The sequence below is a fragment of the Haloferax sp. S1W genome, from assembly GCF_044593955.1.
Taxonomy (GTDB): domain Archaea; phylum Halobacteriota; class Halobacteria; order Halobacteriales; family Haloferacaceae; genus Haloferax.
The window spans coordinates 1448581-1475190 of record NZ_CP172595.1; the positions used below are offsets into that span (position 1 = coordinate 1448581).

General features: G+C 62.7%; 26 protein-coding genes, 1 tRNA gene and 2 pseudogenes. 17 read left to right on the forward strand and 12 right to left on the reverse strand.

Annotated elements, in window-relative coordinates; all coding sequences use genetic code 11:
• Positions 1–6: 6 nt before the first annotated feature.
• Both ACH9L7_RS07620 and ACH9L7_RS07625 read right to left on the reverse strand, forming a co-directional pair.
• The gene (locus ACH9L7_RS07620; RefSeq protein ID WP_396613122.1) at positions 7–1101 is read right to left on the reverse strand and encodes an asparagine synthase C-terminal domain-containing protein; all 1095 of its coding nucleotides are present in this window, start codon (positions 1099–1101) and stop codon (positions 7–9) included.
• Positions 1101–1784 (reverse strand): PHP domain-containing protein, encoded by a 684-nt coding sequence (locus tag ACH9L7_RS07625; RefSeq protein ID WP_396613123.1) that lies wholly within the window; start codon positions 1782–1784, stop codon positions 1101–1103. Before ACH9L7_RS07625 ends, ACH9L7_RS07620 begins: the two co-directional genes overlap by 1 nt.
• Before the next feature lie 227 nt (positions 1785–2011).
• Between ACH9L7_RS07625 and ACH9L7_RS07630 the strand changes: the two genes are divergently transcribed.
• Entirely contained in the window at positions 2012–2446 is a 435-nt protein-coding gene (locus ACH9L7_RS07630) for a CBS domain-containing protein (RefSeq protein WP_396613124.1), read from the forward strand.
• Between the two features lie 116 nt (positions 2447–2562).
• Positions 2563–4671, forward strand: a complete 2109-nt coding sequence (gene purL, locus ACH9L7_RS07635; protein ID WP_396613125.1) for a phosphoribosylformylglycinamidine synthase subunit PurL — start codon at positions 2563–2565, stop codon at positions 4669–4671.
• A gap of 103 nt (positions 4672–4774) precedes the next feature.
• On the opposite strand, the pseudogene ACH9L7_RS07640 reads toward purL, so the two are convergent.
• From ACH9L7_RS07640 to ACH9L7_RS07650, 3 genes and pseudogenes are all read right to left on the reverse strand, one after another.
• A pseudogene (locus ACH9L7_RS07640) lies at positions 4775–5920 on the reverse strand (RNA-guided endonuclease InsQ/TnpB family protein); the annotation flags it as partial.
• A complete protein-coding gene (locus tag ACH9L7_RS07645) occupies positions 5856–6827 on the reverse strand; it encodes a zinc-binding alcohol dehydrogenase family protein (protein ID WP_396613126.1) in 972 nt (323 codons plus the stop codon). The pseudogene ACH9L7_RS07640 and the gene ACH9L7_RS07645, both read right to left, overlap by 65 nt.
• A gap of 66 nt (positions 6828–6893) precedes the next feature.
• Positions 6894–7067, reverse strand: coding sequence for a hypothetical protein (locus ACH9L7_RS07650; protein ID WP_396613127.1), 174 nt, complete (start codon positions 7065–7067; stop codon positions 6894–6896).
• A 197-nt stretch (positions 7068–7264) separates the two neighbouring features.
• Between ACH9L7_RS07650 and ACH9L7_RS07655 the strand changes: the two genes are divergently transcribed.
• Positions 7265–9043: an alpha-glucosidase gene (locus ACH9L7_RS07655; RefSeq protein WP_396613128.1), complete on the forward strand. Its 1779-nt coding sequence runs from the start codon at positions 7265–7267 to the stop codon at positions 9041–9043.
• Between the two features lie 40 nt (positions 9044–9083).
• Here the strand turns inward: ACH9L7_RS07655 and ACH9L7_RS07660 are convergent, their stop codons facing one another.
• A complete protein-coding gene (locus ACH9L7_RS07660; protein ID WP_396613129.1) occupies positions 9084–9728 on the reverse strand; it encodes a VOC family protein in 645 nt (214 codons plus the stop codon).
• Positions 9729–9874: 146 nt separating this feature from the next.
• Here ACH9L7_RS07660 and hisF point away from each other — a divergent pair, with 146 nt between their 5' ends.
• Together hisF and ACH9L7_RS07670 are read left to right on the forward strand one after the other, a co-directional pair.
• Complete coding sequence (gene hisF, locus ACH9L7_RS07665; protein WP_396613130.1) at positions 9875–10687, forward strand: imidazole glycerol phosphate synthase subunit HisF; 813 nt, start codon at positions 9875–9877, stop codon at positions 10685–10687.
• A gap of 107 nt (positions 10688–10794) precedes the next feature.
• On the forward strand, positions 10795–11388 hold the full coding sequence (locus ACH9L7_RS07670) for a DUF1684 domain-containing protein (protein ID WP_396613131.1): 594 nt from the start codon (positions 10795–10797) through the stop codon (positions 11386–11388).
• 69 nt (positions 11389–11457) lie between these two features.
• Here the strand turns inward: ACH9L7_RS07670 and ACH9L7_RS07675 are convergent, their stop codons facing one another.
• On the reverse strand, positions 11458–11742 hold the full coding sequence (locus ACH9L7_RS07675; RefSeq protein ID WP_396613132.1) for a DNA-directed RNA polymerase subunit L: 285 nt from the start codon (positions 11740–11742) through the stop codon (positions 11458–11460).
• A 26-nt stretch (positions 11743–11768) separates the two neighbouring features.
• A complete protein-coding gene (locus ACH9L7_RS07680; RefSeq protein WP_396613133.1) occupies positions 11769–12755 on the reverse strand; it encodes an MBL fold metallo-hydrolase in 987 nt (328 codons plus the stop codon).
• A 113-nt stretch (positions 12756–12868) separates the two neighbouring features.
• Here ACH9L7_RS07680 and ACH9L7_RS07685 point away from each other — a divergent pair.
• Positions 12869–13003: pseudogene (locus ACH9L7_RS07685) on the forward strand (DnaJ domain-containing protein); the annotation flags it as partial.
• A 53-nt stretch (positions 13004–13056) separates the two neighbouring features.
• On the opposite strand, the gene ACH9L7_RS07690 reads toward ACH9L7_RS07685, so the two are convergent.
• Entirely contained in the window at positions 13057–13692 is a 636-nt protein-coding gene (locus tag ACH9L7_RS07690; protein ID WP_396613326.1) for a hypothetical protein, read from the reverse strand.
• Between ACH9L7_RS07690 and ACH9L7_RS07695 the strand changes: the two genes are divergently transcribed.
• The 3 genes from ACH9L7_RS07695 (at position 13679) to ACH9L7_RS07705 (ending at position 15649) form a co-directional block, all read left to right on the forward strand.
• On the forward strand, positions 13679–14047 hold the full coding sequence (locus tag ACH9L7_RS07695) for a molecular chaperone DnaJ (RefSeq protein WP_396613327.1): 369 nt from the start codon (positions 13679–13681) through the stop codon (positions 14045–14047). The genes ACH9L7_RS07690 and ACH9L7_RS07695 overlap by 14 nt on opposite strands.
• A gap of 61 nt (positions 14048–14108) precedes the next feature.
• Positions 14109–14783, forward strand: a complete 675-nt coding sequence (locus tag ACH9L7_RS07700) for an MBL fold metallo-hydrolase (RefSeq protein WP_396613134.1) — start codon at positions 14109–14111, stop codon at positions 14781–14783.
• Between the two features lie 47 nt (positions 14784–14830).
• Complete coding sequence (locus ACH9L7_RS07705) at positions 14831–15649, forward strand: hypothetical protein (protein WP_396613135.1); 819 nt, start codon at positions 14831–14833, stop codon at positions 15647–15649.
• 333 nt (positions 15650–15982) lie between these two features.
• Here the strand turns inward: ACH9L7_RS07705 and ACH9L7_RS07710 are convergent, their stop codons facing one another.
• A complete protein-coding gene (locus tag ACH9L7_RS07710) occupies positions 15983–16609 on the reverse strand; it encodes a uracil-DNA glycosylase family protein (RefSeq protein WP_396613136.1) in 627 nt (208 codons plus the stop codon).
• 81 nt (positions 16610–16690) lie between these two features.
• Positions 16691–17164: a DUF5793 family protein gene (locus ACH9L7_RS07715; protein ID WP_396613137.1), complete on the reverse strand. Its 474-nt coding sequence runs from the start codon at positions 17162–17164 to the stop codon at positions 16691–16693.
• Between the two features lie 154 nt (positions 17165–17318).
• Between ACH9L7_RS07715 and ACH9L7_RS07720 the strand changes: the two genes are divergently transcribed.
• The 8 genes from ACH9L7_RS07720 (at position 17319) to ACH9L7_RS07755 (ending at position 25813) form a co-directional block, all read left to right on the forward strand.
• The gene (locus ACH9L7_RS07720) at positions 17319–17822 is read left to right on the forward strand and encodes a hypothetical protein (protein ID WP_396613138.1); all 504 of its coding nucleotides are present in this window, start codon (positions 17319–17321) and stop codon (positions 17820–17822) included.
• 67 nt (positions 17823–17889) lie between these two features.
• Entirely contained in the window at positions 17890–19584 is a 1695-nt protein-coding gene (locus tag ACH9L7_RS07725; protein ID WP_396613139.1) for a type II/IV secretion system ATPase subunit, read from the forward strand.
• A 1-nt stretch (position 19585) separates the two neighbouring features.
• Positions 19586–21691: a type II secretion system F family protein gene (locus tag ACH9L7_RS07730; protein WP_396613140.1), complete on the forward strand. Its 2106-nt coding sequence runs from the start codon at positions 19586–19588 to the stop codon at positions 21689–21691.
• A gap of 84 nt (positions 21692–21775) precedes the next feature.
• Positions 21776–22423 carry a class I SAM-dependent methyltransferase gene (locus tag ACH9L7_RS07735; RefSeq protein WP_396613141.1) on the forward strand — a complete coding sequence of 216 codons (648 nt, stop codon included), beginning with the start codon at positions 21776–21778 and terminating at the stop codon, positions 22421–22423.
• A 101-nt stretch (positions 22424–22524) separates the two neighbouring features.
• Positions 22525–23553 (forward strand): NAD(P)/FAD-dependent oxidoreductase, encoded by a 1029-nt coding sequence (locus tag ACH9L7_RS07740; RefSeq protein ID WP_396613142.1) that lies wholly within the window; start codon positions 22525–22527, stop codon positions 23551–23553.
• Positions 23554–23660: 107 nt separating this feature from the next.
• Entirely contained in the window at positions 23661–24902 is a 1242-nt protein-coding gene (locus ACH9L7_RS07745; protein ID WP_396613143.1) for a DUF4382 domain-containing protein, read from the forward strand.
• Between the two features lie 121 nt (positions 24903–25023).
• A tRNA-Gly gene (locus ACH9L7_RS07750) sits at positions 25024–25094 on the forward strand.
• Positions 25095–25501: 407 nt separating this feature from the next.
• Positions 25502–25813: a hypothetical protein gene (locus ACH9L7_RS07755; RefSeq protein WP_396613144.1), complete on the forward strand. Its 312-nt coding sequence runs from the start codon at positions 25502–25504 to the stop codon at positions 25811–25813.
• A gap of 9 nt (positions 25814–25822) precedes the next feature.
• Here the strand turns inward: ACH9L7_RS07755 and ACH9L7_RS07760 are convergent, their stop codons facing one another.
• A complete protein-coding gene (locus ACH9L7_RS07760; protein WP_396613145.1) occupies positions 25823–26233 on the reverse strand; it encodes a hypothetical protein in 411 nt (136 codons plus the stop codon).
• Positions 26234–26610 lie beyond the last annotated feature (377 nt).

A 26610-nucleotide genomic window follows, 5' to 3' on the forward strand; every position in this document is an offset into this window, starting at 1 on the left:
ACGCGATTAACGTTCGATTAACGACCGAACGTACTTCTCAACGTGGTCGTCCATCCGGCGCTTGAATCCGGCCTGCCGAGCGAGGCGGTCGAGTTCCCGAGACGCGTAGGTACCGTACTGGACGGCCTTCTTGTCTTTTTCCGCGACTGACTCGGGAAGCACCTCCCGGGCGGCCTCCCGGAGCGCGACTTTGCGCCGGTCGCCGTCGACGAGTAGTTCGTCAGGAAGCGGAAGCGCCGCCTCGACAACCCGGTCGTAGAGGAGCGGCGCGACGGGTTCGACACCCGCAGCGCGAAGCACGAGCACGTCACGTTCGAGTTGGTCCGGAAGCGTCCGGATGACCTCGCGGGCCGCGCCGCGGGTCGTCTCGGCCTCGACGCGGTGGTCGTCGGGTGCCTTGGCGACCTTGGCGTATCCGCCGAAGAGTTCGTCCGCACCCTGTCCGACCGCCAGTCGGTCGTAGCCGTCGGCCGCGACCTGCTCTGCGAGCAGATATAGAGGAAGGACGATTTGCACGTCCATCGGGTTGGTCCGGCCGAGCGCGGCGACGATTTCGGGGACGGCCCGCTCGATGGCCTCGTGGGTGAGTTCGACGATGCGAAGGTCGCGGCCCATCGCCTCGGCGGCCGCCCGTGCGGCATCGATGTCGTGCGAGCCCTCGAACCCCGCGACGTAACAGGGCGCGTCGGGGACGCCCGCGGCGACGACCGCAGAATCGACGCCGCCGGAGAACGCGACAGCGAGGCCGTCGTCGTCAACCGACCGAACCGACTCTAAGACGGCGTCTCGAACCCGAGTGAGGGCCTCGTCGCGGTCGGTCGCGACCGGCGGATTCGGGAGCGTCCAGACCGCGTGACTCTCGTCGTCTGCATCGGGGCCGAGGGCCTTCACGTGACCGGCGTGGACTGAGACGGGCGTCGAAAGGTCGCGGCGGTCGAACGACCACGCGTTCGGGTCGTCGCGGTCCCAGAACAGCGGTTGGCGGCCGAGTACGTCCCTGACGATTTGGCCGTCGAGTTCACCGGCGAAGCCTGTGGTGCCGGGAAGCGGGTCGTCAGAATCGAGCGCCCGCCGAACGACGGACTCGTCTGCGCCGCGCATCACAAGAGGTCGGAGAGGGCGTGTTTCACGCGACGCTTCGCACCACCGGCGGCCTGTTGGAACGAGATTCGCCACGGGGTCTTACTGCCGACGACGCTGGTCCGGCCGTCGAGAATCGCATCGAGAATCGCATCGACGCTTCGGGTGTCGGTGCCGACTTCAGTGACGGCCTGTCCGACCATCTCCGCGATGTGAGCGTCGCTCCCGGCGGTCATGGGAATGCCGCGCCGTTTTGCGAAGCGTTCTGCGCGCTGGTTGGCGATGCCCGTCAGGAGTCGCGAGTTGTACGTCTCGATGGCGTCCGCCGAGGCGAGTTGCGACCGAGTAATGTGCGGTGCAACTCCGTGGCGGGACTTCTGGAACGGGTGTGGAACGATTGCGATGCCGCCAGCGTCGCGGATGCGGTCGAGCGTCTCGTCGTACGAGAGGCCTGCGGGGATAAGTTCCTCGACACCGAGTGCCAAGACGTGGCCCGCAGCGCACGTGACTTCCATCCCCGGAATCCCGACTAACCCGTAGTCGTCCGCGATATCTGCGGCTTCGAGGCTCGCGTCGATTTCATCGTGGTCGGTCACGGCGAGCGCATCCAGGCCCACCGCCACCGCCTGTTCGAGCAGGTATTCGACCGGGTCTCGCCCGTCGTACGAAAGCGAGGAGTGCGAGTGCAACTCGACCGATAACACGTGGTACCCTAACAACGGGGTCTAAAAAAGCGCCCCGGTCCCGGCCCGAACGTGCTACTGTGTCTTGTCCCCCACCGACCCTCCCTCCCACGTGATAGTCGATAAAACCCAACAGTCCCGCCGAACATGAAAAGATGTCAGAACATAGGTATAATATCCCAAACGACGAACATCTAGTGTGGTGGTGAGCTACGGCATTCGTAGCAAACCACCGAGGAGAAACCACGATGACCGTACGAGACATTGCACGACCGAAGGACGAATTGGTGACAGCGAAGCGAACAACACCGGTAGAGGAACTGGCGAAGTTGATGGACGACCGGACCGTCGGCTCCGTCGTCGTTGCGGACGGCGACACAATCGAGGGAATCGTCACGGACCGCGACATCGCTCTCAAATGCGCGCTCGGGGGCGGAGACATGAAAACGATGACCGCGGCAGACGTGATGACGGAGAAACCCTTCACGGTCGAGGCGGACACCGGCGTCTACGACCTGTTCGGCCAGCTGCGCGAACACGGTGTCCGGCGCGCACCGATTGTCGATGACGGCAAACTCATCGGCATCGTCACCATCGACGACTTGCTCGTGCTCCTCGAAGACGAGATGCACAATCTCAGCGAAATCATCCGAGCAGAATCGCCGCCGTACACTCCCGCGTGAGTCGCACACCGCCTCACGAGGAGGGAACCAGCCCCCTCCCGGGGAGGGGGCTCATTTTTACCCACGTTCTTGCACATAGAAAGGGTTTACAACCTGCGTTCTGACCATACCAGTGAATGACGCTTCCCGACGCGGACCGCGACCTCGTCGTCGCCGAACTCGGCCGCGACCCGACACCGGCCGAGGCGGTGCTCTTCGAGAACCTCTGGAGCGAACACTGTGCCTACCGGTCGTCTCGCCCCCTCCTGTCGGCGTTCGACTCGGAGGGAGAACAGGTCGTCATCGGCCCCGGTGACGACGCCGCCGTCGTCTCGCTGGACGATGAGACGTACATCACCCTCGGCATCGAGAGCCACAACCACCCGTCCTACGTCGACCCCTACGACGGCGCGGCGACGGGTGTTGGCGGCATCGTCCGCGACACCCTTTCGATGGGCGCATATCCCATCGCCCTCGCCGACTGTCTCTACTTCGGCGACTTCGACCGCGAACACTCGCGGTACCTCCTCGACGGCGTCGTCGAGGGAATCGCCGACTACGGGAACGCCATCGGCGTCCCGACGGTGACCGGCGCGACGTCCTTCCACGAAGATTACGAGGGCAACCCCCTCGTCAACGTGGCGTGTGTCGGCCTGCTCTCGGCCGACCGCCTCGTCACCGCCGAAGCGCAGGCGGCCGGGAACAAACTCGTGCTCGTCGGCAGTTCGACCGGCCGCGACGGTCTCGGCGGCGCGTCCTTCGCCAGCGAAGACCTCGCAGAAGACGCCGAAACCGAAGACCGCCCGGCCGTGCAGGTCGGCGACCCGTACACCGAGAAACTCCTCATCGAGTGCAACGAGGCGCTCCTCGACGAGGACCTCGTCGAATCCGCGCGTGACCTTGGAGCCGCCGGTCTCGGCGGTGCCTCGTCCGAACTCGTCGCCAAGGGTGGCTTCGGCGCGCAAATCGACCTAAACGAGGTCCACCAGCGCGAACCCAACATGAACGCCTTCGAGATTCTGCTCTCGGAGTCCCAAGAGCGCATGTGCTACGAGGTCCGCCCCGAGAACGTCGAGCGCGTGCAGGAACTCGCCGACAAGTTCGACCTCGGCAGCGCCGTCATCGGCGAAGTCGCCGAGGGCAACTACGTGTGTACCTTCGACGGCGAACCCGTCGTGGACGTGCCGCCGGAGTTCCTCGCCGAGGGCGCACCGATGAACGACCTCGACGCAACCGAACCCGAACCCGCCGAACGCGACCTGCCCGAGGCCGACCTCGAAGACGCGTTCGAGGCGGTCGTCGCCGACCCCAACACGGCCTCCAAGCGCTGGGTCTACCGGCAGTACGACCACGAAGTCGGTCTCCGAACGGCCCGTCGCCCCGGCGACGACGCCGCACTTCTCGACATCCCCGAAGCGGACACGAAACTCGCCTTCACGGCGGGTGCTGACCCCAACTGGACGAGCGCGGCCCCCTACGAGGGTGCCCGCGCCGTCGCCTTCGAGAACGCGACGAACCTCGCCGCGAAGGGCGCGACGCCGCTCGCCACCGTGGACTGTCTGAACGGCGGGAACCCCGAGAAACCCGACGTGTACGGCGGCTTCAAGGGCATCGTGGACGGCCTCGCCGACATGTGTCGCGCACTCTCCGTGCCAGTCGTCGGCGGGAACGTCTCGCTGTACAACGACTCCGTCTCCGGTCCGATTCCCCCGACGCCCACGCTGGCGATGGTCGGCACGGCAGACGGTCGGACGCCCGGACTCTCGCTCTCGGGCGAGGGCGACCTGTTCGTCGTCGGCACCGCTGGTGACGCACTCGGCGGGTCGACCTACCTCGCGAACGTCGGCGGCGACGACGCCTTCCCCGCGCTTCCCGACGCCGAGGACGCAGCAACCGCAGTCGAGACGGTCCGGGCCGTCGCGGCGGACGAATCGACGCTCGCTGTCCACGACGTGAGCCACGGTGGTCTCGCCGTCGCGCTGGCAGAGATGGTCACCGAGGAAGTCGGTGCGGACGTTGCGGTCGAAGACGTAATCGCGCTCTTCGACGAGACGCCCGGCCGCGTCGTCGTTGAGACGACCGACGAAGACGCGCTCCGCGAACTCGCGGGCGACGTTCCGGTCGTCGAACTCGGGACGACGACCGACGACGGCACGCTCACGCTCTCGGTCGGTGACGACGAACTCGCCTCCGAGGCAGGGACCATCGCCGACCTGCGCGACGTGCTCGTCCGCGAACTGGATTGACATCCTCCTGCGCCTGAAGACGTCCCCAGAACGCTTCGCGTTCTGGTGGGCGAACGAGACCAAAAGTCTCGTCAACGCGGGAATCCCGACCGCAGTTGGGATATTAGGGTTTGCAACCCACCTGTTCGCTCGGTGCGAAACGCCCCGAGGTTTGGTTGAACAGGTAAGCTACTGGCCGTGCCAAACGACCGTTACTCATATCCTCCGTTGGGAGATTCTGAGTTATCTTTCTGCGAATGTTCACTGCGCCATTCACGTCCGCGTTCATCGTCGCACCACACGACTCACAAACGTACAGGCCGCGTTCCACGCGGTTCGCGTCACACTTCCGACCACAGCACGAACACGTCTTTGACGTGTCTCGCTCGCTTGTTCGGTCTACGAGGATACCGTGTTCCTCGGCCTTGTATTCGAGCAACGTGGTGAAGCGGTCGAACTCCCAGCCGTGGAGTTTCTTGTTCCCCTGCTTGCCCCAGTTTCGAGAGTCACCGTTCTTCTCCTCACGAATCTTGCTCAAGTCACCGATGGCGATGCGACCGACCTCGTGGTCGATGCACCGCTCTACGACGTGCTTGGCGAGAGTGTGCAGGAAGTGGTCTTTCCGTCGGGACAACTTCTGTCGGGCACGGAGCGCACGCTTCGATGGCCCGTTCTCGCCCTCAGTGTCGTACTCGTCGCGGGTGAAGTAGTGCTTGTCCTGCTTCAGCACGTTCCCCGGATACAACTCGGCGTCCCCATCGTCGTAAACGATAGCGAGGTAGTTCTTGATGCCGAGGTCGATGCCCGCCGTGTTGTCGCCGGGAGCGTCTTCCACCGGGATTTCGACCTTGCAGACGAGGTGGAGTTCCCAACGGTCGCCGTTCCACACGGCACGCACTTGCTGGATAGTCTCCACGGTCACGTCCGGTCGCGTCTCGTACTCACAGAGGACGAAATCCGAGCGGTGGGTCTTCAGGTTGAAACCCTTGCTCAGACGGAGTTTGTTGTGCTTGGTGTCGTGTTTGATGCCGTTCTGCTTCCACGTCACGGTGGAGCGCGGATGGTTGTCGCCTCGCTTCCGGTAGCCGGGAGGGTTGGCGTCCGTATCACCGTTCTTGCGCTTTTTGAACCAACCGTTGAACGCCTCAGCGAGTTCTTCGAGAACGCGCTGACTTGACTGAGAATAAGGAGACTGACGAACCGGTCTACGGTTCGAGAACGACCTTTCCGCTGCTCTTTCTGTCTTCGATGTACTGGTGCGCCTCGGCGGCGTCTTCGAGCGCGAACGTCTCGCCGACGACGACGTCGAGTTCGCCGGACGCCAGCAGTTCGGAGAGTTCGGGGACGGCACCGAGGACCGACCGGGGACGCTTCTGCATGGCGTTTCCGAGGTGGAACCCGATGACGGACTTGTTCTCGAAGAGGAGGCGCGTCGTGTCGGCCTTCGCAACCTCACCCGAGGCAGCCCCGTAGGTGACGACGCGGCCGAAGTCCGAGAGGGTATCGAGGCTGTGCTGGAACGTCTCGCCGCCGACACCGTCCAGTACGAGGTCGATTCCCTCGCCGTCTGTCTCGTCGGCCACCACGTCGCGGAAGTCCTCCTCTGTGTACTGAATCGGATGGTCGAGGCCGAGGTCGGACGCGAGTTCGAGTTTGGCTTCGGTGCTGGCGGTGCCGAACGTCTCCACGTCAGCGAACTCCGCGAGTTGGACCGCTGCCGTCCCGACGCCACCGGCAGCAGCGTGAATCAGCACGCGCTCGCCGTCTTCGAGGCCACCCCACGCATGGAGGCAGTTGTGGGCCGTGAGGAACTGCACCGGAAAGCCGGCGGCCTCGGCAAAAGACATCGACTCGGGCACGTCGAACAGGGCGTTCGCGGGGGCGGTGACGTACTCGGCGTACGCCCCGGTTCCGGTCATGGCGACGACGCGCTCACCGACGTCGCGTTCGACACCCTCGCCGACAGCATCGATGGTTCCCGCCGCCTCTAACCCCGGCGTGTACGGTGGGGTTGGTCCGTCGCGGTAGTGGCCGCGGCGCTGCATGATGTCGGCGAAGTTGATGCCTGCCGCCTCGACGGTGATGCGAACTTCGCCCGGCTCGGGCTCCGGCATCTCCGTTTCGCGTACTTCGAGGGTGTCGCTTCGTCCGTACTCGGTGACAGTTATCGATTTCACGTCACCAGTTGGCCACGGCTCTCGGAAAAGGGAAGAGAAAGCGGAAGTTCGTACAAATTGCCGGTTCTACGTGAGAAGGAACGGGACGCCGAACGTGAGGGCGACGCCGACGACGAGGACGATGAAGCCGGTTGTGACCTGCCCCATCGTGAAGTCTTGCATCGGCGAGGTGACGCGGCCTTCGTCGTCGGACTCGTGGTCGTGGTTGTCGTGGTCGCCCGAATGGTGGTCGTCGCTCATGTTCGAGGCGACGTATTCGTGGTACAAAAACGCACCTAACCATCGGTGTTGTATGTCGGCTTGACTGTCGGTGTTGTATGTCGGCTTGACTGTCGGTCCTGTGCGTCGACCCGACCTCGGTGCCTCGTGTCGTCTCCCTCGCGGGATGCCACCCCGCGGCGCACAGGCCTAAGTTCGGTCCACCACTTACTTCTCGTATGACCTCGGCCCCCTCGGACGTGACACGTCGGTGGTGGAAGGAGGCGGTCGTCTATCAGGTCTATCCACAGAGTTTCAACGACTCGGACGGGGATGGCGTCGGTGACATTCCCGGAATCATCGAGAAGGTGGATTATCTCGCTGACCTCGGTATCGACTGCGTCTGGCTCAACCCAGTCTACGAGTCGCCGCACGTCGACAATGGATACGACATCTCCGACTACCGCACTATTCTGGACGAGTTCGGGACGATGGCCGACTGGGAGGCACTCCGAGATGCACTCCACGACCATGGAATCCGGCTTATCATGGACCTCGTCGTCAACCACACGTCCGACGAACACGCGTGGTTCGTCAACTCTCGCTCCGCGAAAGACGCGGAAAAACGGGACTACTACTGGTGGCGCGAGGGTCGCGACCCGGAGGAGACGGACCTCGACCCCGACGACTACGACACGCCCGAGGGCGTGACCGAAGTGCCGCCGAACAACTGGGAATCGTTCTTCGGCGGTTCCGCGTGGACCTACGACGAGACCACCGACCAGTGGTATCTCCACACCTTCGACGAGCGGATGCCCGACCTCAACTGGGAGACCGAGGCCGTCCGCGAGGAGGTGTTCGACATGATGCAGTGGTGGTTCGACAAGGGCATCGACGGCTTCCGAATGGACGTGGTCAACCTCGTCTCGAAGCCGCCGGACCTGCCGGACGGGACGGACCCCGAGGCCGTCGTTCGCGGTGCAGACCAGTTCGTCAACGGCCCGCGTGTGCACGAATATCTCTCTGAACTCCACGACAGACTCACCGACGGGCGAGACGTCCTGACCGTTGGCGAGATGGCTGAACTCTCGGTGGAAGAGGCGAGGCGCTACACCGGCGAGAATGGCGATGGCATGAGCATGGTGTTCACGTTCGACCACATGCGCCTCGATATGGTCGATTCCGAGCGCTGGTCGTACCGCGAGTGGACGCCGAAGGAACTCAAAGAGACGATGACTCGCTGGCAGGAGGGCCTCGCCGAAGAGGGGTGGAACTCGCTGTTCCTCAACAACCACGACGAACCGCGGCAAGTGTCGCGATTCGGTGATACTGGGAAATACCGCCGCGAGTCGGCGAAACTGCTTGCGACGCTTCTGCACACCCTCCGCGGGACGCCCTACATCTATCAGGGCGAGGAACTGGGCATGACCAACTATCCCTTCGAGTCGCTTGACGGGATTCGGGACGTAGACACGTTGAAGAACGTTCGCGCCGCCCGAAAGCAGGGACGACTCGCGGACGACGAAGTGATGGACCTCGTTCGGTATCGGACCCGCGACAACGCGCGGACGCCGATGCAGTGGGACGACTCGGGGTACGCCGGGTTCACCGAGCCAAATACCGGTGCTGAGCCGTGGATGCCGGTCAATCCGAACAAAGACGCCATCAACGTCGACGCAGAGCGGGCCGACCCCGACTCAGTGTGGCACTACTACCGCGACCTCATCTCGCTCCGGAAAGACCGCGACGTGGTTGTCTACGGCGACTACGAACTTCGTCTCGCGGACCACGAGTCGCTGTGGGTGTACACGCGGACGCTCGATACTGCTGACCGCGACGCGCCGGACACCCTCCTCGTCGTCCTCAATTTCGGCAGCGACGAAACGGTATTCGAACCGCCAGCGGACCTCGACGGCCGACCGGCCGAGATTCTGCTCTCGAACTACCCTGCAACCGCCGAGGCGGTCGAGTCCGACACGTTCCGCCCGTGGGAAGCCCGAATCTACGACTTCGCGTAGATTCCGCTGCGACTACGCCCCGGAGAGAATTCCGCTGCGACTACGACCTCGCGTGGTCTCCCGCCGCATCCGCATTTTCGACCAGCGACCGCATATCGAACCGCTGTGTCTCGACTTCGCTCCCGCCGAGGAGTGCCCCCGTCACTGCGGGAGTCGACTCGCGCACGGGGACGACCCGAAGATTCGACACGTCGCCGACGACTGCCCGAATCGCCCGGTCGATTTGGTCGCGCGCCTCCACTGGGACGGCCAACGAAACTTCGCGGAAGTGGCAGTCGCTCGCGTCGCCGAGTTCCGACACGAGGTCGCTGTCGGGCGACTGGAGTTCGATTCGGAAGCCCCACGGGGTGACGAGGAACGTCCGGCGCTCGTTTTCAGTCACCGACCAGTCGCGCGCCTCGGCCCGCTCGACGACCGCCGAAATGTCGTCGACTATCACGCCGAAGTGGTCGAACGCCAGTCGCGGTGCTGGCGTGAGCGTCACATCGGCTGTGCCGCCGCGATTCGTCTGTAATCGAAGCCGGAAGTCGCGTGGGGCATCCTCGTCGGGGTCCAGCGCGACCGATTCACCGTCGACCGAACCGAAGCGCGCTGCGGGCGTGATGCCGAACGACGAGAGGACCGTCGCTGCGTAGTCCACGTCCGGGACGTGGTAGTGGAGGTGGAAGAGAGTAGGTGCATTCATGCCACTGACAAGTCCGGAGAGCGGTATCAATGTAGCGCCACGGACGCCGCCAGAGCGGCCACTTCCACGGGCTGGACGCGCCGAGTGGTGCCACCTGCCGTAGTCGAAACCGTGAAGCGGCTAATCGACCAACGATTCGGTAGCGAATGCTCACGAAGCGCATCATCCCCTGCATCGACGTGGACCTCGACGAGGACGGCAATCCGGCCGTCTACACCGGGGTCAACTTCGAGGACCTGAAGTACACCGGTGACCCGGTCGAGATGGCAAAACTGTACAACGAGGCCGGTGCCGACGAGTTCGTCTTCCTCGACATCACCGCCTCCGCCGAGGGCCGCGAGACGATGCTCGACACCGTCTCGAAGGTCGCAGACGAAGTGTTCATCCCACTGACCGTCGGTGGTGGCATCCGAACCCGCGAGGACATCAAAGAGACGCTCCGCGCCGGTGCTGACAAGGTCTCTATCAACACCGCCGCATTGGAGAACCCCTCGCTCATCGAGGAGGGTGCCCGCTCGTTCGGAAGCCAGTGTATCGTCATTTCGGTCGACGCCCGCCGCCGCTACGACGAAGAAGGCGAGTACTACGCCGAAGTCGACGGCGAATCCTGCTGGTTCGAGTGCACCATCAAAGGCGGCCGCGAAGGAACCGGCGTGGACGTGGTGGAGTGGTCCCGCGAGGCCGAATCGCTCGGCGCTGGCGAACTCTTTATCAACTCCATCGACACCGACGGCACGAAGGACGGCTACGACATCCCGCTGACGAAGGCCGTCTGCGACAACGTCTCGACGCCCGTCATCGCGTCGTCCGGGTGCGGCGGTCCCGAAGATATGTACGAGGTGTTCACCGAAGCAGGCGCAGACGCCGGCCTCGCCGCCTCTATCTTCCACTTCGACGAGTACTCCATCCGCGACGTAAAGGAGTACCTCGACGAACACGGCGTTCCGGTTCGACTGTAAGCAGGGGTATCGGCCTGTCCGGCACCGAGACCGCAACCTACCCGGTCGTGCGCTCGCGATGCAGTCGAAACCAATCTTCACCTCACAGGCGAGCGTACGTCATCTGTATGACCGACGATTCTTGGCGAACAGACCTCCGACAGCACCGCGAGCAGAAAGACCGATTTCTCGCCACCGACCCCCACTCGCCGATTCCGCCCGACGAGCGCGACGACTTCGACGGACTCGACTACTTCGACCCCGACCCCGACCTCCGATTCGAGCGCGAACTTCGGCGGTACGACGACCCCGAAACCATCACCATCGGAACCTCGACCGAGGGCGAGCGTGAGTACCTCGTCTGGGGGGCGTTCGACTTCGACATCGACGGCGAGACCTACTCCCTCGACGCCTATCGCTCCACACCGGACGAAGACCGCCTGTGGGTCCCCTTCCGCGACGAGACCAACACGAACGAGACCTACGGTGCCGGGCGCTATCTCGACCTCGAAGCGGCAGACCGAACCGCCGACGGGACGTGGGTCCTCGATTTTAACTACGCGTACAACCCCTTCTGTGCGTACTCACTGCAGTACGAGTGCCCGCTCGTCCCCATGGAGAACTGGCTTCAGGTTCGTATCGAAGCTGGCGAGAAGGATTACGAAGCCCCAGCGCACGGCGAAGGAAGCCACGGAGCGCACGGACACGGGCACGCGGACTGAGTAGTGCGGCCGCTTCCAACACCGGTCGCTCACGAGTCGAACGCGAAAGAGAGAAAATACGAGCGTCGCTTAGATTGCGGCTTCGTAGGCGTCCGTGAAGGCGTCGGCGGTGTCCTGAACGCCGCGGGCGGCCTCGGCGAGCGCGTCGAGGGGGTCAACGCCGTCTTCGGTCTTGATAGAGAGGACGGGGTCCGTCTGCCCACCGGATTGTTCGGGGTTCACGTCGTAGGTCGCCGCCGTGATGCTTTCGGTCTCGAGGAGTTCGCCCTTCAGGACGTTCATGAAGGTGTGGTCCTCGCCGCCGATTTCGATGCGGAGTTCCTCGTCGGTCTTGTCGATGACCCGCAGTTCCATGGCTCTTCGTTCCCTCCAGCGGCGTTTTAACGTTTCGTCTCGGGTACAGCGACCAGTTCGTCCACGTCGGCGTCGGCGTCCACAATCCCGTACTCGGTACCATCGCGCTCGACGACGCCCTCTTCGACGAGGTGGTCGAGGTGCGCGAACGCCTCGCCGGGACCGTGGAGGATGTGAATCGCTTCCAAGTCGCCGAAGAGGTGTGCGCTGACGGTCCACGCGTCCGCCGGGCCGTGTTCGTCGAGGACCGAGAGGACGCGCGCGGTGCGTTCGCGGTGGTGGTCCGCGATGACACGCGCTCTCCCCGCCGGGTCGTCGATGACATCACGGTGCCCCGGCCACGCACGCGCGAAGTCGAGATTGACGAGTCGGTCGAGACTGTCGAGGTACGTCGCAAGCGGTCGGGTTACGCGGAGGTCCGCGCCGCCGACGTTCGGGGTGTACTTCGGGAGAATCGCATCACCGACGAACGCCTCGCGGCCCTCGTCACCTTCGAACGCGAAGGCGCTCAATCCGGCGGCGTGACCGGGGAGATGGACGACTTCGAGTTCGCCGTTTCCGGCGGCGATACGGTCGCCGTCCGTGACAGTCGTCACGTCGACATCGTCGCCCCGAAGGTCCTCGTGACCGGTGAGGAACGTCGTCAACTCGTCGAGCGGTTCGGCCGGGATTCCCCACTCGTCGAAGCGACGTTCGTTGATGCGTTGTTCCTCGGCGATGGCGTCTTCGTCGCCGGCGACGAGAGCAGCATCAGCCTCGTGGACATAGACGGGAGCGCCGCTCTCCGCTTGGAGTTCACCTGCAAGTCCGGTGTGGTCGGCGTGCCAGTGCGTGAGGACGATAGCCTCGATGTCGGCGATGTCGTAGCCGAGAGCGTCCAGACCGTCGTGGAGGTCCTGTCGAACCACGTCGGTCGCGACGCCGACATCGACCAGCGTCGGCCTGTCGCCCGGAATGAGATAGGCGTTGTTTCGTCCTTCGAAGACGGTGTTCCCCAACGGGATGCGTTCCATGTCGCCACCTTGCCGTGGGTGTTCATGATTTTTCCGAACGAATTCGACCCCAGACGGGACGGCCAATCGCCCGGTACATTCAAAACCCGGCGTTGCATCGAATCGCACGTCGAATGCCGGTGGACTTTTACGAGCTTCTCGGCGTCGAACGCGACGCCGAGACGGGGGAGATAAAGCAGGCGTTCCGTCAGAAGGCGCGGGAGTACCATCCCGACGTCAACGACGACGAACGAGCGACAGCGCAGTTTACCGTCGTCCGGAAGGCGTACGAAGTCCTCACCGACGAGGCCGAACGCGCCGACTACGACCGAATGGGCCACACGAAGTACGTCAACAAGCGCCTCGACGGCCTGAACAAGTTCAAGTTCCCCGGTCGCGCCAGCGACGACGGGTCTGTCTCGTCCTCCTCGCAGTCCAGTTCACCATCCTCGCGGTCGAATACGGCCTCGTCGCGGTCGAACGCGACATCCCGAAGCGACTCGTCTCCGTCCCGGTCCACCGATTCGAACCGAACGTCGCAATCGAGTGGCTCGTCGTCCAATCGGTCAGCGTCCGGTCGTTCCTCGGCTAATCGGTCGTCCAACCGGTCTCGGTCGTCGTCCAACCGGTCTCGGTCGTCGTCCGGGTCGAGTCGAACGTCCAATCGGTCATCGAGGACATCCGCGTCGAGTTCGTCAGGGCGAACCAGTCGCCGGTCGTCGGGGTCGTCAGGAACCGGGTCGGCGCGGCGAAGCACCCGCGCCAACCGAGGGCCGTCCGGGTCCAGTTCGACGAGTACCAGCAGGCGGTTCGGCGGCGGGCGACCGGGGACCTCGAAGTCCAGAACGAACCCGCTTTGGTACGGGTGGAGCCTCTCGCTTCTCGCCTTGCTCTCGTATCTCGGAAGTCTCGGGTGGTATATCACACAGGAGGGAACCGCCGTCGTGACCGCGCTCACGTCGCTCGACACCACAGCACCCACCGCGACGTTGACCGCCCAGTCGCCGCTTTCGTTCCCGAGTTTTGCGACGATACAGACGGCTGCGGCGTCGTCGCCAACGTTGCTGGTGGTCCCGATAACGGCCGTCGTGGTGTCGCTCTCGCTTCTGGTCGTCGTCTGGCGGTTCGGCCACGCGTGGACGACCTGGCTCTACGTGGCTGCCGCGACGGTACCGGTCGCCATCGTCGGCGCGTCGATGCTCGGCGTTCCGCGCCCGCTCGCCGTCGACCTCCTCGGTCTCGCGGTCTGCCCGGTCGTCGGTGCTGGTGGCTTCGTCGTCGACGTCGGCCGGTATCTCTGGGCATCGCGGTAGGAGAAGTCGACGGCCGTTCACGGCAGATACGACTTTTTGCTGTCAGTACCAATGCCGAACTATGAGTGCGCTCCGCGACCGTGTCTATCGGTTTCGACTCCGGGGAGTGAACGCGTACCTCGTCGAAGACGGAGCCGACCTCGTCCTCGTCGACGCCGGAACGCCGTGGGACCGCGGTCGAATCGTTCGCGGCCTCGCGGCCGCCGGGTTCGACGCCAGCGACGTAGACCGCGTGCTCCTGACGCACTACGACCTCGACCACGTCGGAACGCTCGCGTCGCTTGGCCTCCGTGAGTCGGTTCCGATCCACGCTGCGGAACCGGATGCCTCCTACCTGACTGGTGATGCGAACCCCCCGCTTACCACGCACAAAGGTGCGTTCCACCGACTCGCGGGGGTGTTTCTTACCCCACCGACGAATCCGGTCGAGAGTATCGAAGACGGCGACGAGAGCGGTGGCTTCGTCGCGTACCGGACGCCTGGTCACACACCCGGTCACACTGCCTTCGTCCACGAAGAACTCCGAACCGCCTTCGTCGGCGACATGGCCCGCGAATCCGGTGGTCGACTCCGACCATCGCCATGGCACCTCACCGCCGACACGAGTGCAAATCGAGCGAGTATCCGAGACTTTGCCGACCGATGTCCCCCAGTAGACGTCGTCGCCATGGGCCACGGCGACCCAATCGAGGAGTACGGATACGGCGCGCTGAAACGTCTCGCCGACCGCGTGTGAACAACCAATTCGGTAATAATTTCACAGAGGGAACAGTTCGGTTTTCCATGCGACAGCCCTCCTCCTCCAGACGGTCGCTTCTCACAGGCGGTGCGACGCTCGGCCTCGCGGCACTCGCCGGGTGTTCAGCGCCCAGTATCGAGACGCACGATTCGGAGACGCGAGTCGTCTCACCCGAAGGGTTCGATTCGCTCGAAGTGTTGAACCTCAACGGGAACGTCGCGGTCGAACCGTGGGACGGTGACGATGTCGAAGTCAACATCGTCAAGCGAGGGTTCATCACCAAAAATCTCGACTCGGTGGAGGTGGACATCGGCGGCAGCGACGCGCTGACTGTCGCGCGACTCGTTCACGACGACGACCCCGAACCAGTCGTCGTCAACATCGACGTTCGTGTGCCGTCCGACTTCCCGGTCACGCACGCCTCTACATCGAACGGGTCTGTCGAGGTTCACGGGACGACAGGTGACCTCGAAGTGCGGACGACCAACGGAAACGTCGACGTTCGGGACATCGACGGGTTCGTCGGGGCGACGGCCAGCAACGGGAGTATCACGGCTGCCACCGTCGGTGGACTCGACGAAGTGCGAACGACGAACGGGTCGGTCGAAGTGGACGTGCCGGCGATTCGCACCGACACGGGAATCGAAACGTCGAACGGGTCGATACAGGCGGCGCTCGCAGATACCCTGAATGCGCGACTGGTCGCACAGACATCGACCGAATCTATCGACGTCAGCGGTCTCTCGTTGACCGATGCCAGTATCTCCAGAACACGAGTAGACGGGACGCTCGGCGACGGCGGGCCAACGCTCACCACGTTGACGAAGAACGGCAGTATCGAGCTATCGCTCTTGGAAGAGTAGAGAGCGGGGACCGCGGCCGAGCGCAGGTCCCCGGACTGACCAAGCCACTGCGAGGAGCACCAATCTCACAGTTGCCTGACGCGCCCGGCGGAGTTAATCGAACCACGCGCGTCAACAGGACATTTGGCTGTGGTTGTAAAAAATCCTTTGTTCCCGCCAATTAGAACCATGCCATCCAGAAGGAGTGGATAAATATGCCGTTATGTGGGCCATTTAGCCCAAATTACTGAACATCTCTCAACCATCATGGTTCTTACTGGACGAACGGTAGGCAGAATCGTGAAGATTCCTGAAAATCGAACGACGAAGGCTGGGATGTGGAAAAATACGCGGCTATCGTACGAGATACGGGTCGGAACCGGGGATGAACCGGCCGAGGTCGGATTCGCGCCGGAAGTCAGTCGACTGTAGTGTCAACAAGCCTGAAACAAGTTCGTCGTGGTCGCCGTCGTCCCACTCGATTGGGTCCTTGATGGGCATGACGAGGAACCCGCTTCCCAGTACTTCTGTTCCGTGGAGTTCGTCCATCTCGATGTCCGTCTTCCACGCGACAGCGGTGTAGTTCTCCAACACCTGTTTCGTCGCGGTTGCGCCGACTGGAAGAAGAACGTGCGCCGCAATGGCGCGGAGTTCGGCGTCGAAGAACCGCTCCATATCGGTGTATTCCGCCTCGGTCGGCGACCCGTCGGGGACGCACATGTGGAGATACGAGAAGTACGTAGCGTTCACCTCGGGTTCGTCGCCGGTCGTTTCGAGGAGTCGAGCCTCGTACAGCGCGTCCTGCAGGCGTTTGCCTGCTTCGTCCGTGAACGGGACACCGGTCTCGACCCCTCCGTGGACGCCGGGATGGTCGCCGATGACGTGGAAGTCGGCGTTCGCGTCACCATATCCGGGGACGAACTGGTCACACGGCGGTCGCATGTCGAACGGATTTCTCGTGCGATCGGTTACGTTCCTCACGCTCCTCTCTGAGGATGCTGACGATAAAGAAGACGTGGTTCGACGCCCGTTTTGACACGAACGAGTGTGAATAACGCCAGTTTAGAGTTCGACGCCGGAGGGGATGAGACTCTGGCCGCGGAGCAAGTTTCCATCCGCATCGTAGACCAGGAAAGTGGACTTCTCGAACGTCGCGAAGTGGTCGCCTTCGATAGCCACGTCGACCCGGTAGTGGCCGTCTACGTCGTCGGCTTTCCGGCCGTACTCACGAGCGGCCCCGATAAACTGCAGTACGTCTTTTGCGGGCGCATTGAGTTCCATCACGTAATCGCCGGTCACCCGATTAGTGACGCTTACGACGCCTGTCGTTTCGGAGTCGTCTATCGGACCCTGAAGACGCAGGGTGGTGTCAAGCTCTTCGGCAGCGAGGAGGTCCCCGTCCGGCCCCGCGAACCGTTCGCGGAGTTCCTCTGCTGGGCCGTAGAAGTCGATAGAAACCGTCGGTTGGAGTGGGGGTTCGTCTTCCCCGTACCAATCGACATCACGGACGTCAAGTTCGAAGTAGTCACGCCGCATTCCGTATCCCCTCGTTATATTGCGCCACCTATTAACGTGACGCCATCGAGTTGTTGGATTTCTTAGGTGGGGAAACCGACGCCGTCGTCGCCGTCGGACCCGGTTTCGGTGGTGGTGTCGGTAGTTTTTACCTGTCGGCACGAGGCGTTCGAGTATGGTCTGGGTCCGTTCAAAACACGCGGGGGCACTCTCGGTCGTCGCAACGTGGCTGTGTGCGCTCCTCCCGTGGAACGTGATGTACTCTCCGAACATCGCCGGTGGAAGCCTGCTCTTCGTTCGGTTTCCGTTCTTCCAGATTCGATTCGCGTGGGGTATCGACGTTGCACAGCGGGTCGTCTTCTCGGACCCGCTCTCTGCGACGGCATTCCAAGCCGGGCAGTCCATCGCAATCGGGTATCAGGCGTGGACGTTCGGTGCTGCCGTGATGGCAGTTGCGGTCATCTTCTCGATTGTGTACTACCGCCGCGAGGAGCGTGTCGAGGCGGGACCAGTCGACCCAGTTCGACTCACGGGCGGTCTGCTCGGCCTCACCGGTGTGATACTCACGGCCGCAACGTATCTCCTCGCAACCCGCGGATTCCCCGGAATCCCGATTCCACTGGGTGTGGTCCTGCTCTTCGTCTTTGCCGGGGTTCTCCTGACAGTGGAGCGAGCCTGACAGTGGGATGCGCGGACCATTTAAGTCGTGACCCACCTTACCACCCGACCGACTGATTCGGGTGACGATGGAACGAGATACTACGAGCGACACGAGACAACCCACTGAGACACCGACGGGGCGGGGCGTGCTGCGCCTCCTGCGCGACGGCGACTTCGACGTGGCCGCAGCGGAGACAGAGCGCCTGCTGCGGCGCACCGCCGAGATGCTCCGTGGCTCCACGGTGAACGTCCGCCCGCTGAATCCGAGCGATACCCCGCTCGGGTCGTTCGACATGCCGCCCGCGCACGAGGAAGTCGACCGCTACTGGGTGAACGCCCCCTTCGCGTACGTCGTCATCACCTACGACACCGAGGCGACCGCCCACCAGTACCACGTGGTCGAACCCGACCTCGACGAGTTCGAATCCGACCTGTTGGCGCGTGTTCGAAGCGACATCCGCGACCCGCTTTTGTATCGAGAACACGTGGACCCGACGCGGGAAGTTGCGCTGATTTCCGAACTCACGTCGCTGTTGGAGCAGTACGGGTTGGAACTGGGGATGAACTCGTTTTACACGCTCCTGTACTACCTGCTTCGGGACTTCCAGGGCTACGGTCGCCTCGACCCGTTGATGCACGACCCGCACATCGAGGACATCTCCTGTGACGGCTACGACCTGCCGCTTTTCGTCTACCACGACACCTACACCGATATCGTGACGAACGTCTCCTTCGGCGGCGAGGAACTCGACAACTTCGTCATCCGCCTCGCACAGCGCTCCGGTCGTCACATCAGCGTCGGCGACCCGGTACTCGGAACGACGCTTCCGAACGGTGCGCGTGCCGAACTCGCCCTCGGCGAGGAAGTGACGCCCCGCGGGTCGGCGTTCACTATCCGTATGTACGCCGAAGAGCCGTTCACGCCCATCGACCTCGTCGAGTACGGAACCTTCTCTATCGAGCAGATGGCGTATCTGTGGCTCTGTATCGAGAACAACAAGAGCCTCATCTTCGCGGGCGGGACCGCATCCGGCAAGACCACGTCGATGAACGCGGTGTCAATGTTCGTCCCGCCGCGGTCGAAGGTGCTCTCTATCGAGGACACCCGCGAACTGGCGCTGTACCACGACAACTGGCTGTCGTCGGTCACACGTGACCGCATCCACGAGGGCACTGACATCACGATGTACGACCTGCTTCGGTCGGCGCTCCGGCACCGCCCCGAATACATCATCGTTGGCGAGGTTCGCGGTGAGGAAGCAGTAACCCTCTTTCAGGCGATGAACACGGGGCACACGACGTTCTCGACGATGCACGCAGACAGTATCGAGACGGTCATCAACCGACTCGAAAACGAGCCAATCAACGTTCCGCGTGCGATGGTTCAGTCGCTCGACCTGCTGTGTGTCCAGACGCTCACCCGTCTCGACGGAGAGCGTGTCCGCCGGTCGAAGGCTATCGGCGAAATCGGAAGCATCGACCAGCGGACGGGCGAACTCGACTACTCCGCGGCGTTCTCGTGGAACCCGGAGAACGACTGGTTCAGCCAGAATGACAGTTCGATTCTCGACCAGATTCAACGCGAAAACGGGTGGTCACGGACGGAACTGCGCCGCGAACTCCGACGCCGCGAGCGGTTCCTCCAGTACCTCCTCGAAAAAGGAGTCTCGGACTACCGGCGCTTTACCGCCCTCATCAACGAGTACTACGCCGACGCCGACGAAGTGATGGAACGCGTCGAAGCAGACGAAGACGTTTCGGACACCAACGTGGGTGCGTGAGATGGACTTCGGCCTGCACTTGCTCCCGCTTGTCGCCGCAGTGGTTCTCGTCTTGCCGGTCGTTCTCTCCCCGGTGAGTAAGCGCGCCAACTTGCTGGTCTCGCAGGTCGCACTCCCCGTCTTCGGTTTCTACGTCGCAAATCAGAACCCCCGGCGGCGCGTGCAGCGGTGGCGACTCCGTGCCGCCCACGTCGGCATCACACACAGAGTGTACGCCGCGCGGACGCTCCTCATGGCCGCTGTCTTTGGTATCTCGGGGAGTATCCTCGGCGTCTACCTCGTGGGGTGGGTGCTCCAGACGCTTTCTGTCTCGGGTGACGTGATTCGAACGCAACTTCCGCCGGCACTGCAGTTCCTCGCGAACCTCACCTCGCTCGAACTCCTCTCTGCGCGCGAGTTATTCGTCCTCTTATTGTTTTCCAGCGCCACGATTGGGGCCGCGCTCGCGCTCGGCGTCTACTGGATTCGCTGGTACTACCTCACCGAGCGCACGAACACCCGCTCGACCGAAATCGAGGCGACGCTCCCGCGGACAGTGGCGTTTATCTTCGCACTGTCGCGGTCTGGTATGCCGTTTCCACAGGTGTTGGAGACGCTCGGGCGAAACGAAGCAGTCTACGGCGAGGCCGCACGTGAAGTCGCCGTTGCCGTCCGAGATATGGACGCCTTCGGAACCGACGTGCTCACCGCCTTACAGACGATGGCCGAGCGAACACCGAGTCCCAACCTCGAAGAGTTCGCGGAGAACTTGGCGAGCGTCCTCGGAAGCGGCCGGAACCTCTCGTCGTTCCTCCGCGAACAGTACGAGCGGTTCGAAGCGGAGGCCGAGGCCCAACAACAGCAGTATCTCGAACTCCTGTCGACGTTCGCCGAGGTGTACGTCACTGTCCTCGTCGCCGGGCCGCTGTTTTTCATCACCGTTCTCGTGGTTATCGGCCTCGTCCTCGCCGACACGCTCACCCTCATCAGATTCGTCGGCTACGTCGGTATCCCCTTGGCGAGTTTCGGCTTCATCGTCTACATCGACAGCGTCACACAGTCGCTTCGTGGAACCGTCGCCACCGACGACGATGCGAGTACTGCGGGTGACTCAGCGCAGGACACCGGCGGGTGGCGCGCTACTGAGTACTCGACGGATGGCGGAGAAACCAGTGCTGTACGGCAGCGCAATATCGAGCGTCTCGCGATGTACGACCGGTTTTACTGGCTCCGTCAGTGGCTCAGTCAGCCGTTCGAGACGCTCGGCCGGTATCCGCTCGCAACGCTTGTGGTGACAGGTCCACTCGGAATCCTTTGGGTCGTCCTCCAATCGTCAGTCACGCCCGGCATGGCTCCCGCCGACATCGTCGCGGCCATCGACCAGCACGTGGTGGAAGCAATTATCGCGGCGCTGCTAGTCACCGCGGCAGTCCACGAGGTCCGAAAGCGCCGGACGCGTGCAATCGAACGAAGCATGCCCGACTTCCTCGACCGACTCGCCAGCATCAACGAGGCCGGATTGACCATCATCCAGAGTCTCCGCCGTGTGTCGTCGTCCGACCTCGGTCCCCTCAGCGAGGAAGTCTCGCGAACTGTCCGCGACATCGACTGGGGAGCAGACGTACAGACCGCACTCCACCGGATGGACCGCCGTACGCGGAGCCCGATGGTTTCGCGCTCGGTCACGCTCATCACGAACGCGATGCGCGCAAGCGGGGACCTCGCACCTGTCCTCCGAATCGCCGCCGACGAGGCGCAAAATAGCCGCCGCCTCGCCCGCGAGCGCAAACAAGAGATGGTCACCTACCTCATCGTCATCTACATCTCGTTTTTCGTCTTCCTCGGCATCATCGTCGCCCTGACCGTCTCGTTCATCCCGGCGGTCGAACAGGCGAGTTCCGGTGCCGTCGGAACGGGAGACGTGGCTGGCGTCTCCTCGGGTGCCTTCTCCGGCCTGCGAGACGTGAACACCGAAGCATACACGATTCTGTTCTATCACCTCTCTGTGATTCAGGGACTCTGCTCCGGCCTCATCGCGGGGCAACTGGGCGAGGGTCGAGTCAACGACGGCATCAAACACGCGGTGGCCCTGCTAGTCGTGACGTATCTCGTCTTCCTCATCATCTGACGACCGCCCCGGGTCGCCGGGGGGTTGTCCCTCCGGACGACGGCGACCCGTGCGGTCTTTGTCGTGGTACCACCATCGACCGGTATGGACGAATCCCGAGCGGCGGTCCGGGAGACGTACGACCGCATCGCATCGCACTTCGCGTCCACACGCGAGTATCCGTGGCCCGAAGTAGAGTCGTTCGTCACCGAATCGACGGCGGACACGCCCGCACCCCGTGCTCTCGACCTTGGGTGCGGCAACGGGCGGCACGTCGAACTCCTCACGTCGCACGCCGACGAGGTAGTTGGACTGGACGTGAGTCGCGGCTTACTGCTCGAAGCAACGTCGCGGGCGCGTGAGCGAGACTTCGAGGCGCGACTCGTACAAGGAGACGCGGCGCGCCTGCCGTTTGCCGACGACGCCTTTGATTTGGCCGTGTACGTGGCGACGCTCCACCATCTCTCACCCCGGGAGACCCGCGTCGAGAGCCTGAACGAACTCGCGCGTGTCCTCGACTCGGATGGCCGTGCAGTCGTGAGTGCGTGGAGCACCGCCCACGACACTTTCGACCGAGAAGCCGGGTTCGACACCGAAGTAGACTGGACGCTCCCCGGTGGCGAGACAGTTCCTCGATTCTACCACATCTATGCGCCCGACGAGTTCGACGAAGACCTCGCTGCGAGCGACCTCACAGTCGTCGAGTCGCGGGTATCGAGTGGGAACTGTTACGCTGTCGTCTCCGGGGTGTGAGAGACGACCGAGACAGTGTGGTGGTTGCTACCACTGGGCGAGTGGATGCTGCGAGCGCACAGGTGGTGTGGGCTTAAGGCACGCGCGACAAATCGACGTGTATGACCGAAACCGACGAACGACGGGAGTACGAGGTTGTCGTCGTAGGTGGCGGCCCTGCTGGGTTGCAGACTGCGCTCTATACGACTCGATTGGGCCACGACACCGCACTCGTTGACCGTGGTGGCGGCCGCGCCGCGATGATGCTCGATACCCACAACGTCATCGGCGTCACCGAGGACATCTCCGGAAACGAGTTTCTCGAAACCGCCCGGACGCAACTCGAAGCGTACGGCACCGACCTCTACCGCGACTTCGTGACCGAAGCCGAACAGTTGGACGACGGCCGGTTCCGTCTCGTCGCCAACGACGGCGCGTTCGTCGCCGACCGCGTGGTCCTCGGCGTCGGGTTCAACGATACACGCCCTGAGCCGCCGCTCCCGCGGACTGGCAAGGGACTGCACTACTGCCTTCACTGTGACGCCTACATGTTCGTCGACGAGTCGGTGTACGTCATGGGCCACTCGGACTCCGCGGCCTACGTGGCGATGATTATGCTCAACTTCACCGACGATGTAGACATTCTCCTTCGCGGTGAGGACCCACAGTGGTCCGACGAGACGGACGAACTGGTGCGCGCACACCCCGTCGATATCGTCTCCGAAGAGATTACGGGGATGAACAAGCGCGACGATGGCTGGCTGGAGAGCTTCGAGTTCGAAGACGGGAGCGTCCGCGAGTACAAAGGCGGCTTTGCGATGTACGGGTCGGAGTACAACACGACACTCTTCGAGCACCTCGGCGTCGACCTGAACGACGACGGTACGGTCCCCGTGGACGACCACGGCCGGACCAACGTCGAGGGCGTCTTCGCCGTGGGCGATATCACCCCCGGTCACAACCAGATTCCGGTCGCCATGGGCAAGGGCGCGAAGGCGGGCATCGCCATCCACATGGAACTTCGGGAGTTCCCGAAGAGCATCGACGGTATTCGCGCCGAGGGTGCCGTCGCCGAGGCCGAGGTGCCCGGCATCTCGTCGGACCTACTCGCCAAGGCCAAGCAGTTCAACGGCTCGCACGCGGACGACTAAACGCGGTAAACTGGGGTTATTGTCCACGTAATTCGGAGAAAACCGGAGCAATTCGGGGCCGACAAACACCCCCCCTCAAGTTCTCGGGGCGAGAAGGGTCTGCTACGATGAACAGTACTAGATTTGCGACAGTTCTCGTCGCACTCCTGGTCGTCTTGGCCGGGTGTGCAGGCGGGAGCGGTACCCTGACTGACAGCCCCTCCAGCTCCGACGATGGAACTGCGACGGGTGACCAAGCGGCCCAGACAGGCACGCTGAACTTCTACGTGAGCGACGAACAGAACGCAATCGCGGACTTCGAGCACCTCAACGTCACCATCGAGCGCGTGACGCTCGTCCGCGCGAACGACGACACCGAGTCGGACGACAACGCGGAGGTAGACGCTGAATCAGAGGCTGACGCCGAAGCCGAAGCGAGCGCCGAGGCTGACTCGGACGCCGACAACGAGTCCACGAACGATTCGACCACCACGGCGTCGTCCAACATGACCGCCACCGCGACGCCCGTTCTGACGGCCAACGGGTCGGCGAACGCGTCCGCCGACGCGTCGGTCAACTCGACGACCACGACTGAATCGGCCGACGCTGCCGAAAACGAGTCTGCGGAGGCTGACGGCGATGTCGAAGCCGAATCCGAAGATGACGAGGCGGGCGAAGGCGGGAAGGTCACCTACGAAGTCGACAACGTGACCGTGGACCTGACCGAACTGCAGGGCGACAAGGCGTCGCTCGTCGGCACCTACGACGTGCCCGAAGGCAACTACACCAAGGTGTTCGTCCACGTGAGCGAGGTCAACGGGACGCTCAAGACGGGCGAGCAGGTGAACGTCAAGCTTCCGAGTGAGAAGCTCCACCTCAATTCCAACTTCGAGGTCGGAAACGGCGAGGACGTGGACTTCGTCTTCGACATCACCGCGTTCAAGGCTGGCAAGAGTGGGAAGTACATCCTCAAGCCCGTCGTCAGCGAGTCCGGGACGAACGTCCCCATCGAGGACGTCGGTGCTGAGAATGCCGAATCCGCAGGGGAAGACGGTGCTGACGCCGAGCAGTCGGACGTAGAGGTGACCCTGAACGCCAGTTTCGATGGCAACGTCACGGCCGGTGAGAACGCGACGCTCGTCGTCACCCAGAACGAGACGCCCGTGGAGAACGCCACGGTCAGCGTGAACGGCGAAGTGGTCGGGACGACTGACGCCGACGGAGAACTCGTCGTGTCCATTCCCGATGCCGACGAGGTGACGGTGAAAGTGACCGACGGCGACACAGAAGCCGAGTTGGAGTACGAATTCGGCGAGGACGAGGAGAACAAGCCCGATAGCGCCGGAAAATCGGGAGACACGGACGCCTGACGAAAAAGGTAACATCCTTATTGGGGCGTCGAGAATGAGGGAATAGAGTTGCCTCAGAGCGCCGGTGTCTCGGCCGACCGAAGGTCGGTCGAGGCTCGGCGCGAACGAGTGCAACGAGTGAGCGCCGGTGGTCTAGTGGCAGGACCTGAGCCTTCCAAGCTCATGGCCCGGGTTCAAATCCCGGCCGGCGCACTTTCTGAACGGAACCAAACGAGGAGTCGTCAGACTCCGAGTTCCGTGGAGTGAAGAAGTACGACCCAGAGGGATTCTGAACCCTGCAAGTCACAGCCCGCGCAGCGAAGCGAGCAGGAATGTCTTGCTCTGGTTCAAACCCCAGCTGGCGCATTACCACACGTAACTTTCTGCGACGCAGGTAAATCGCCAGACGACGGCACGTCAATTGCTCTGGGTTGTCGAGATGGTCATCCATTCCATCACGGAGCGTAATGCGGGTCTCTCCCCTCTGTCGGTTTGGGGCAGGTCTCACGACGCAGGGTGGTGACTTACCACGTCACGAGCGGAAGCGTACGAGAAATTCGTCCTGATGGCACGAGTCGCCTCATTACCGACACCATCGCAGCAGTCACTGCTGAAGAAAGATGGGCGTTGGTTCGCCGAACACGGTCTGGACAAAACGTCGTACCCCCGAAGCGGGCAAGTGGCTTGGACAGGTCCCTGTCAGTTTTGTTCGAGAAGATGGCTTCCTCTGTCCGAATCTAACTCCAGATTACGAGGAAGGGGTAACAGGGTACTTCGACATCGTCGACGCCCTTGTCCGAGACGAATCTTACAACTCGGTTGCCAAGCGGACGCCGAACGTCACCCGACAGACACTCTCGACCATTGATAATGGCGGTGAGCAACATAGATGGTACGGCGATGACCTCGACCAAGCGCTGGATGAAACGTAGAGTCGGTACCTACTCTTTTGTGTCGATAATACAGGCTTCCTTGTCGAGCAACATCGACGCCCACGAGCTATCGTCTGTCGGTGGGTTCGCTGAAATGAGGATGTCCTTCGACTCTTGTGCGCTAATCGCCACTCGACGTTTCAGACTGCCCGTCCGAACATCCTCGTTCTCGCTTTCGTAGAACGTCACCTTCACGATGACCTCGCCAGCAACGTCGCCTTGGTTGATGACCGTCGCAGTGAACTTGTCCTCGTTGATACCATCACTAGTCCACTCGAAATCGGTGATGTAGGCGTCCGTACATTCGGTGGTAATGATGTCATCGACTTTCCGCTCCTCGGTCGTGGTCGGTGCTTCCGTGGCCGTAGGCTTGGGTGTCTCGAACGTACCCACGTCGGCAAGCGGGCCATCGTTACTCACAGTCGATGTCGACTCTCGCTCACTGCCTCTCGGGTCAGTGTTCACCGATACGCACCCACCTAACCCAACTATCCCGAGCCCAGCGAGACTTAGAACCCTCCGGCGTGTGATATCCGTCATTTGAAATGATTCCAGAGCGCCCAAAGTAGGATGAGTAGTCCGGGGCCAACGATCGCGTCGATAGCACCCATATATGGCCCAAGATTCACCGAAACGATCGGACGGTAGTACCAGTTGAGGTAGACGATTGCGGCCCCGAGTCCACCGCCAACGACCAACCACCACCAAAACGAATCGTCGTTACTCGTTGATGTTGAGTTGTTGCACGGCATACAGACCGGATTACCGTCAACCTCGGCAAATTTGTCCTTGGAGAG

Bases quoted from the DNA above. Each gene is read 5' to 3' on its own strand.
- ACH9L7_RS07620 (WP_396613122.1), bottom strand. From the start codon at position 1,101: ATGCGCGGCGCAGACGAGTCCGTCGTTCGGCGGGCGCTCGATTCTGAC.
- ACH9L7_RS07630 (WP_396613124.1), top strand. From the start codon at position 2,012: ATGACCGTACGAGACATTGCACGACCGAAGGACGAATTGGTGACAGCG.
- purL (WP_396613125.1), top strand. From the start codon at position 2,563: ATGACGCTTCCCGACGCGGACCGCGACCTCGTCGTCGCCGAACTCGGC.
- ACH9L7_RS07650 (WP_396613127.1), bottom strand. From the start codon at position 7,067: ATGAGCGACGACCACCATTCGGGCGACCACGACAACCACGACCACGAG.
- ACH9L7_RS07655 (WP_396613128.1), top strand. From the start codon at position 7,265: ATGACCTCGGCCCCCTCGGACGTGACACGTCGGTGGTGGAAGGAGGCG.
- ACH9L7_RS07660 (WP_396613129.1), bottom strand. From the start codon at position 9,728: ATGAATGCACCTACTCTCTTCCACCTCCACTACCACGTCCCGGACGTG.
- hisF (WP_396613130.1), top strand. From the start codon at position 9,875: ATGCTCACGAAGCGCATCATCCCCTGCATCGACGTGGACCTCGACGAG.
- ACH9L7_RS07670 (WP_396613131.1), top strand. From the start codon at position 10,795: ATGACCGACGATTCTTGGCGAACAGACCTCCGACAGCACCGCGAGCAG.
- ACH9L7_RS07675 (WP_396613132.1), bottom strand. From the start codon at position 11,742: ATGGAACTGCGGGTCATCGACAAGACCGACGAGGAACTCCGCATCGAA.
- ACH9L7_RS07680 (WP_396613133.1), bottom strand. From the start codon at position 12,755: ATGGAACGCATCCCGTTGGGGAACACCGTCTTCGAAGGACGAAACAAC.
- ACH9L7_RS07700 (WP_396613134.1), top strand. From the start codon at position 14,109: ATGAGTGCGCTCCGCGACCGTGTCTATCGGTTTCGACTCCGGGGAGTG.
- ACH9L7_RS07705 (WP_396613135.1), top strand. From the start codon at position 14,831: ATGCGACAGCCCTCCTCCTCCAGACGGTCGCTTCTCACAGGCGGTGCG.
- ACH9L7_RS07715 (WP_396613137.1), bottom strand. From the start codon at position 17,164: ATGCGGCGTGACTACTTCGAACTTGACGTCCGTGATGTCGATTGGTAC.
- ACH9L7_RS07720 (WP_396613138.1), top strand. From the start codon at position 17,319: ATGGTCTGGGTCCGTTCAAAACACGCGGGGGCACTCTCGGTCGTCGCA.
- ACH9L7_RS07725 (WP_396613139.1), top strand. From the start codon at position 17,890: ATGGAACGAGATACTACGAGCGACACGAGACAACCCACTGAGACACCG.
- ACH9L7_RS07730 (WP_396613140.1), top strand. From the start codon at position 19,586: ATGGACTTCGGCCTGCACTTGCTCCCGCTTGTCGCCGCAGTGGTTCTC.
- ACH9L7_RS07735 (WP_396613141.1), top strand. From the start codon at position 21,776: ATGGACGAATCCCGAGCGGCGGTCCGGGAGACGTACGACCGCATCGCA.
- ACH9L7_RS07740 (WP_396613142.1), top strand. From the start codon at position 22,525: ATGACCGAAACCGACGAACGACGGGAGTACGAGGTTGTCGTCGTAGGT.
- ACH9L7_RS07745 (WP_396613143.1), top strand. From the start codon at position 23,661: ATGAACAGTACTAGATTTGCGACAGTTCTCGTCGCACTCCTGGTCGTC.
- ACH9L7_RS07755 (WP_396613144.1), top strand. From the start codon at position 25,502: ATGGGCGTTGGTTCGCCGAACACGGTCTGGACAAAACGTCGTACCCCC.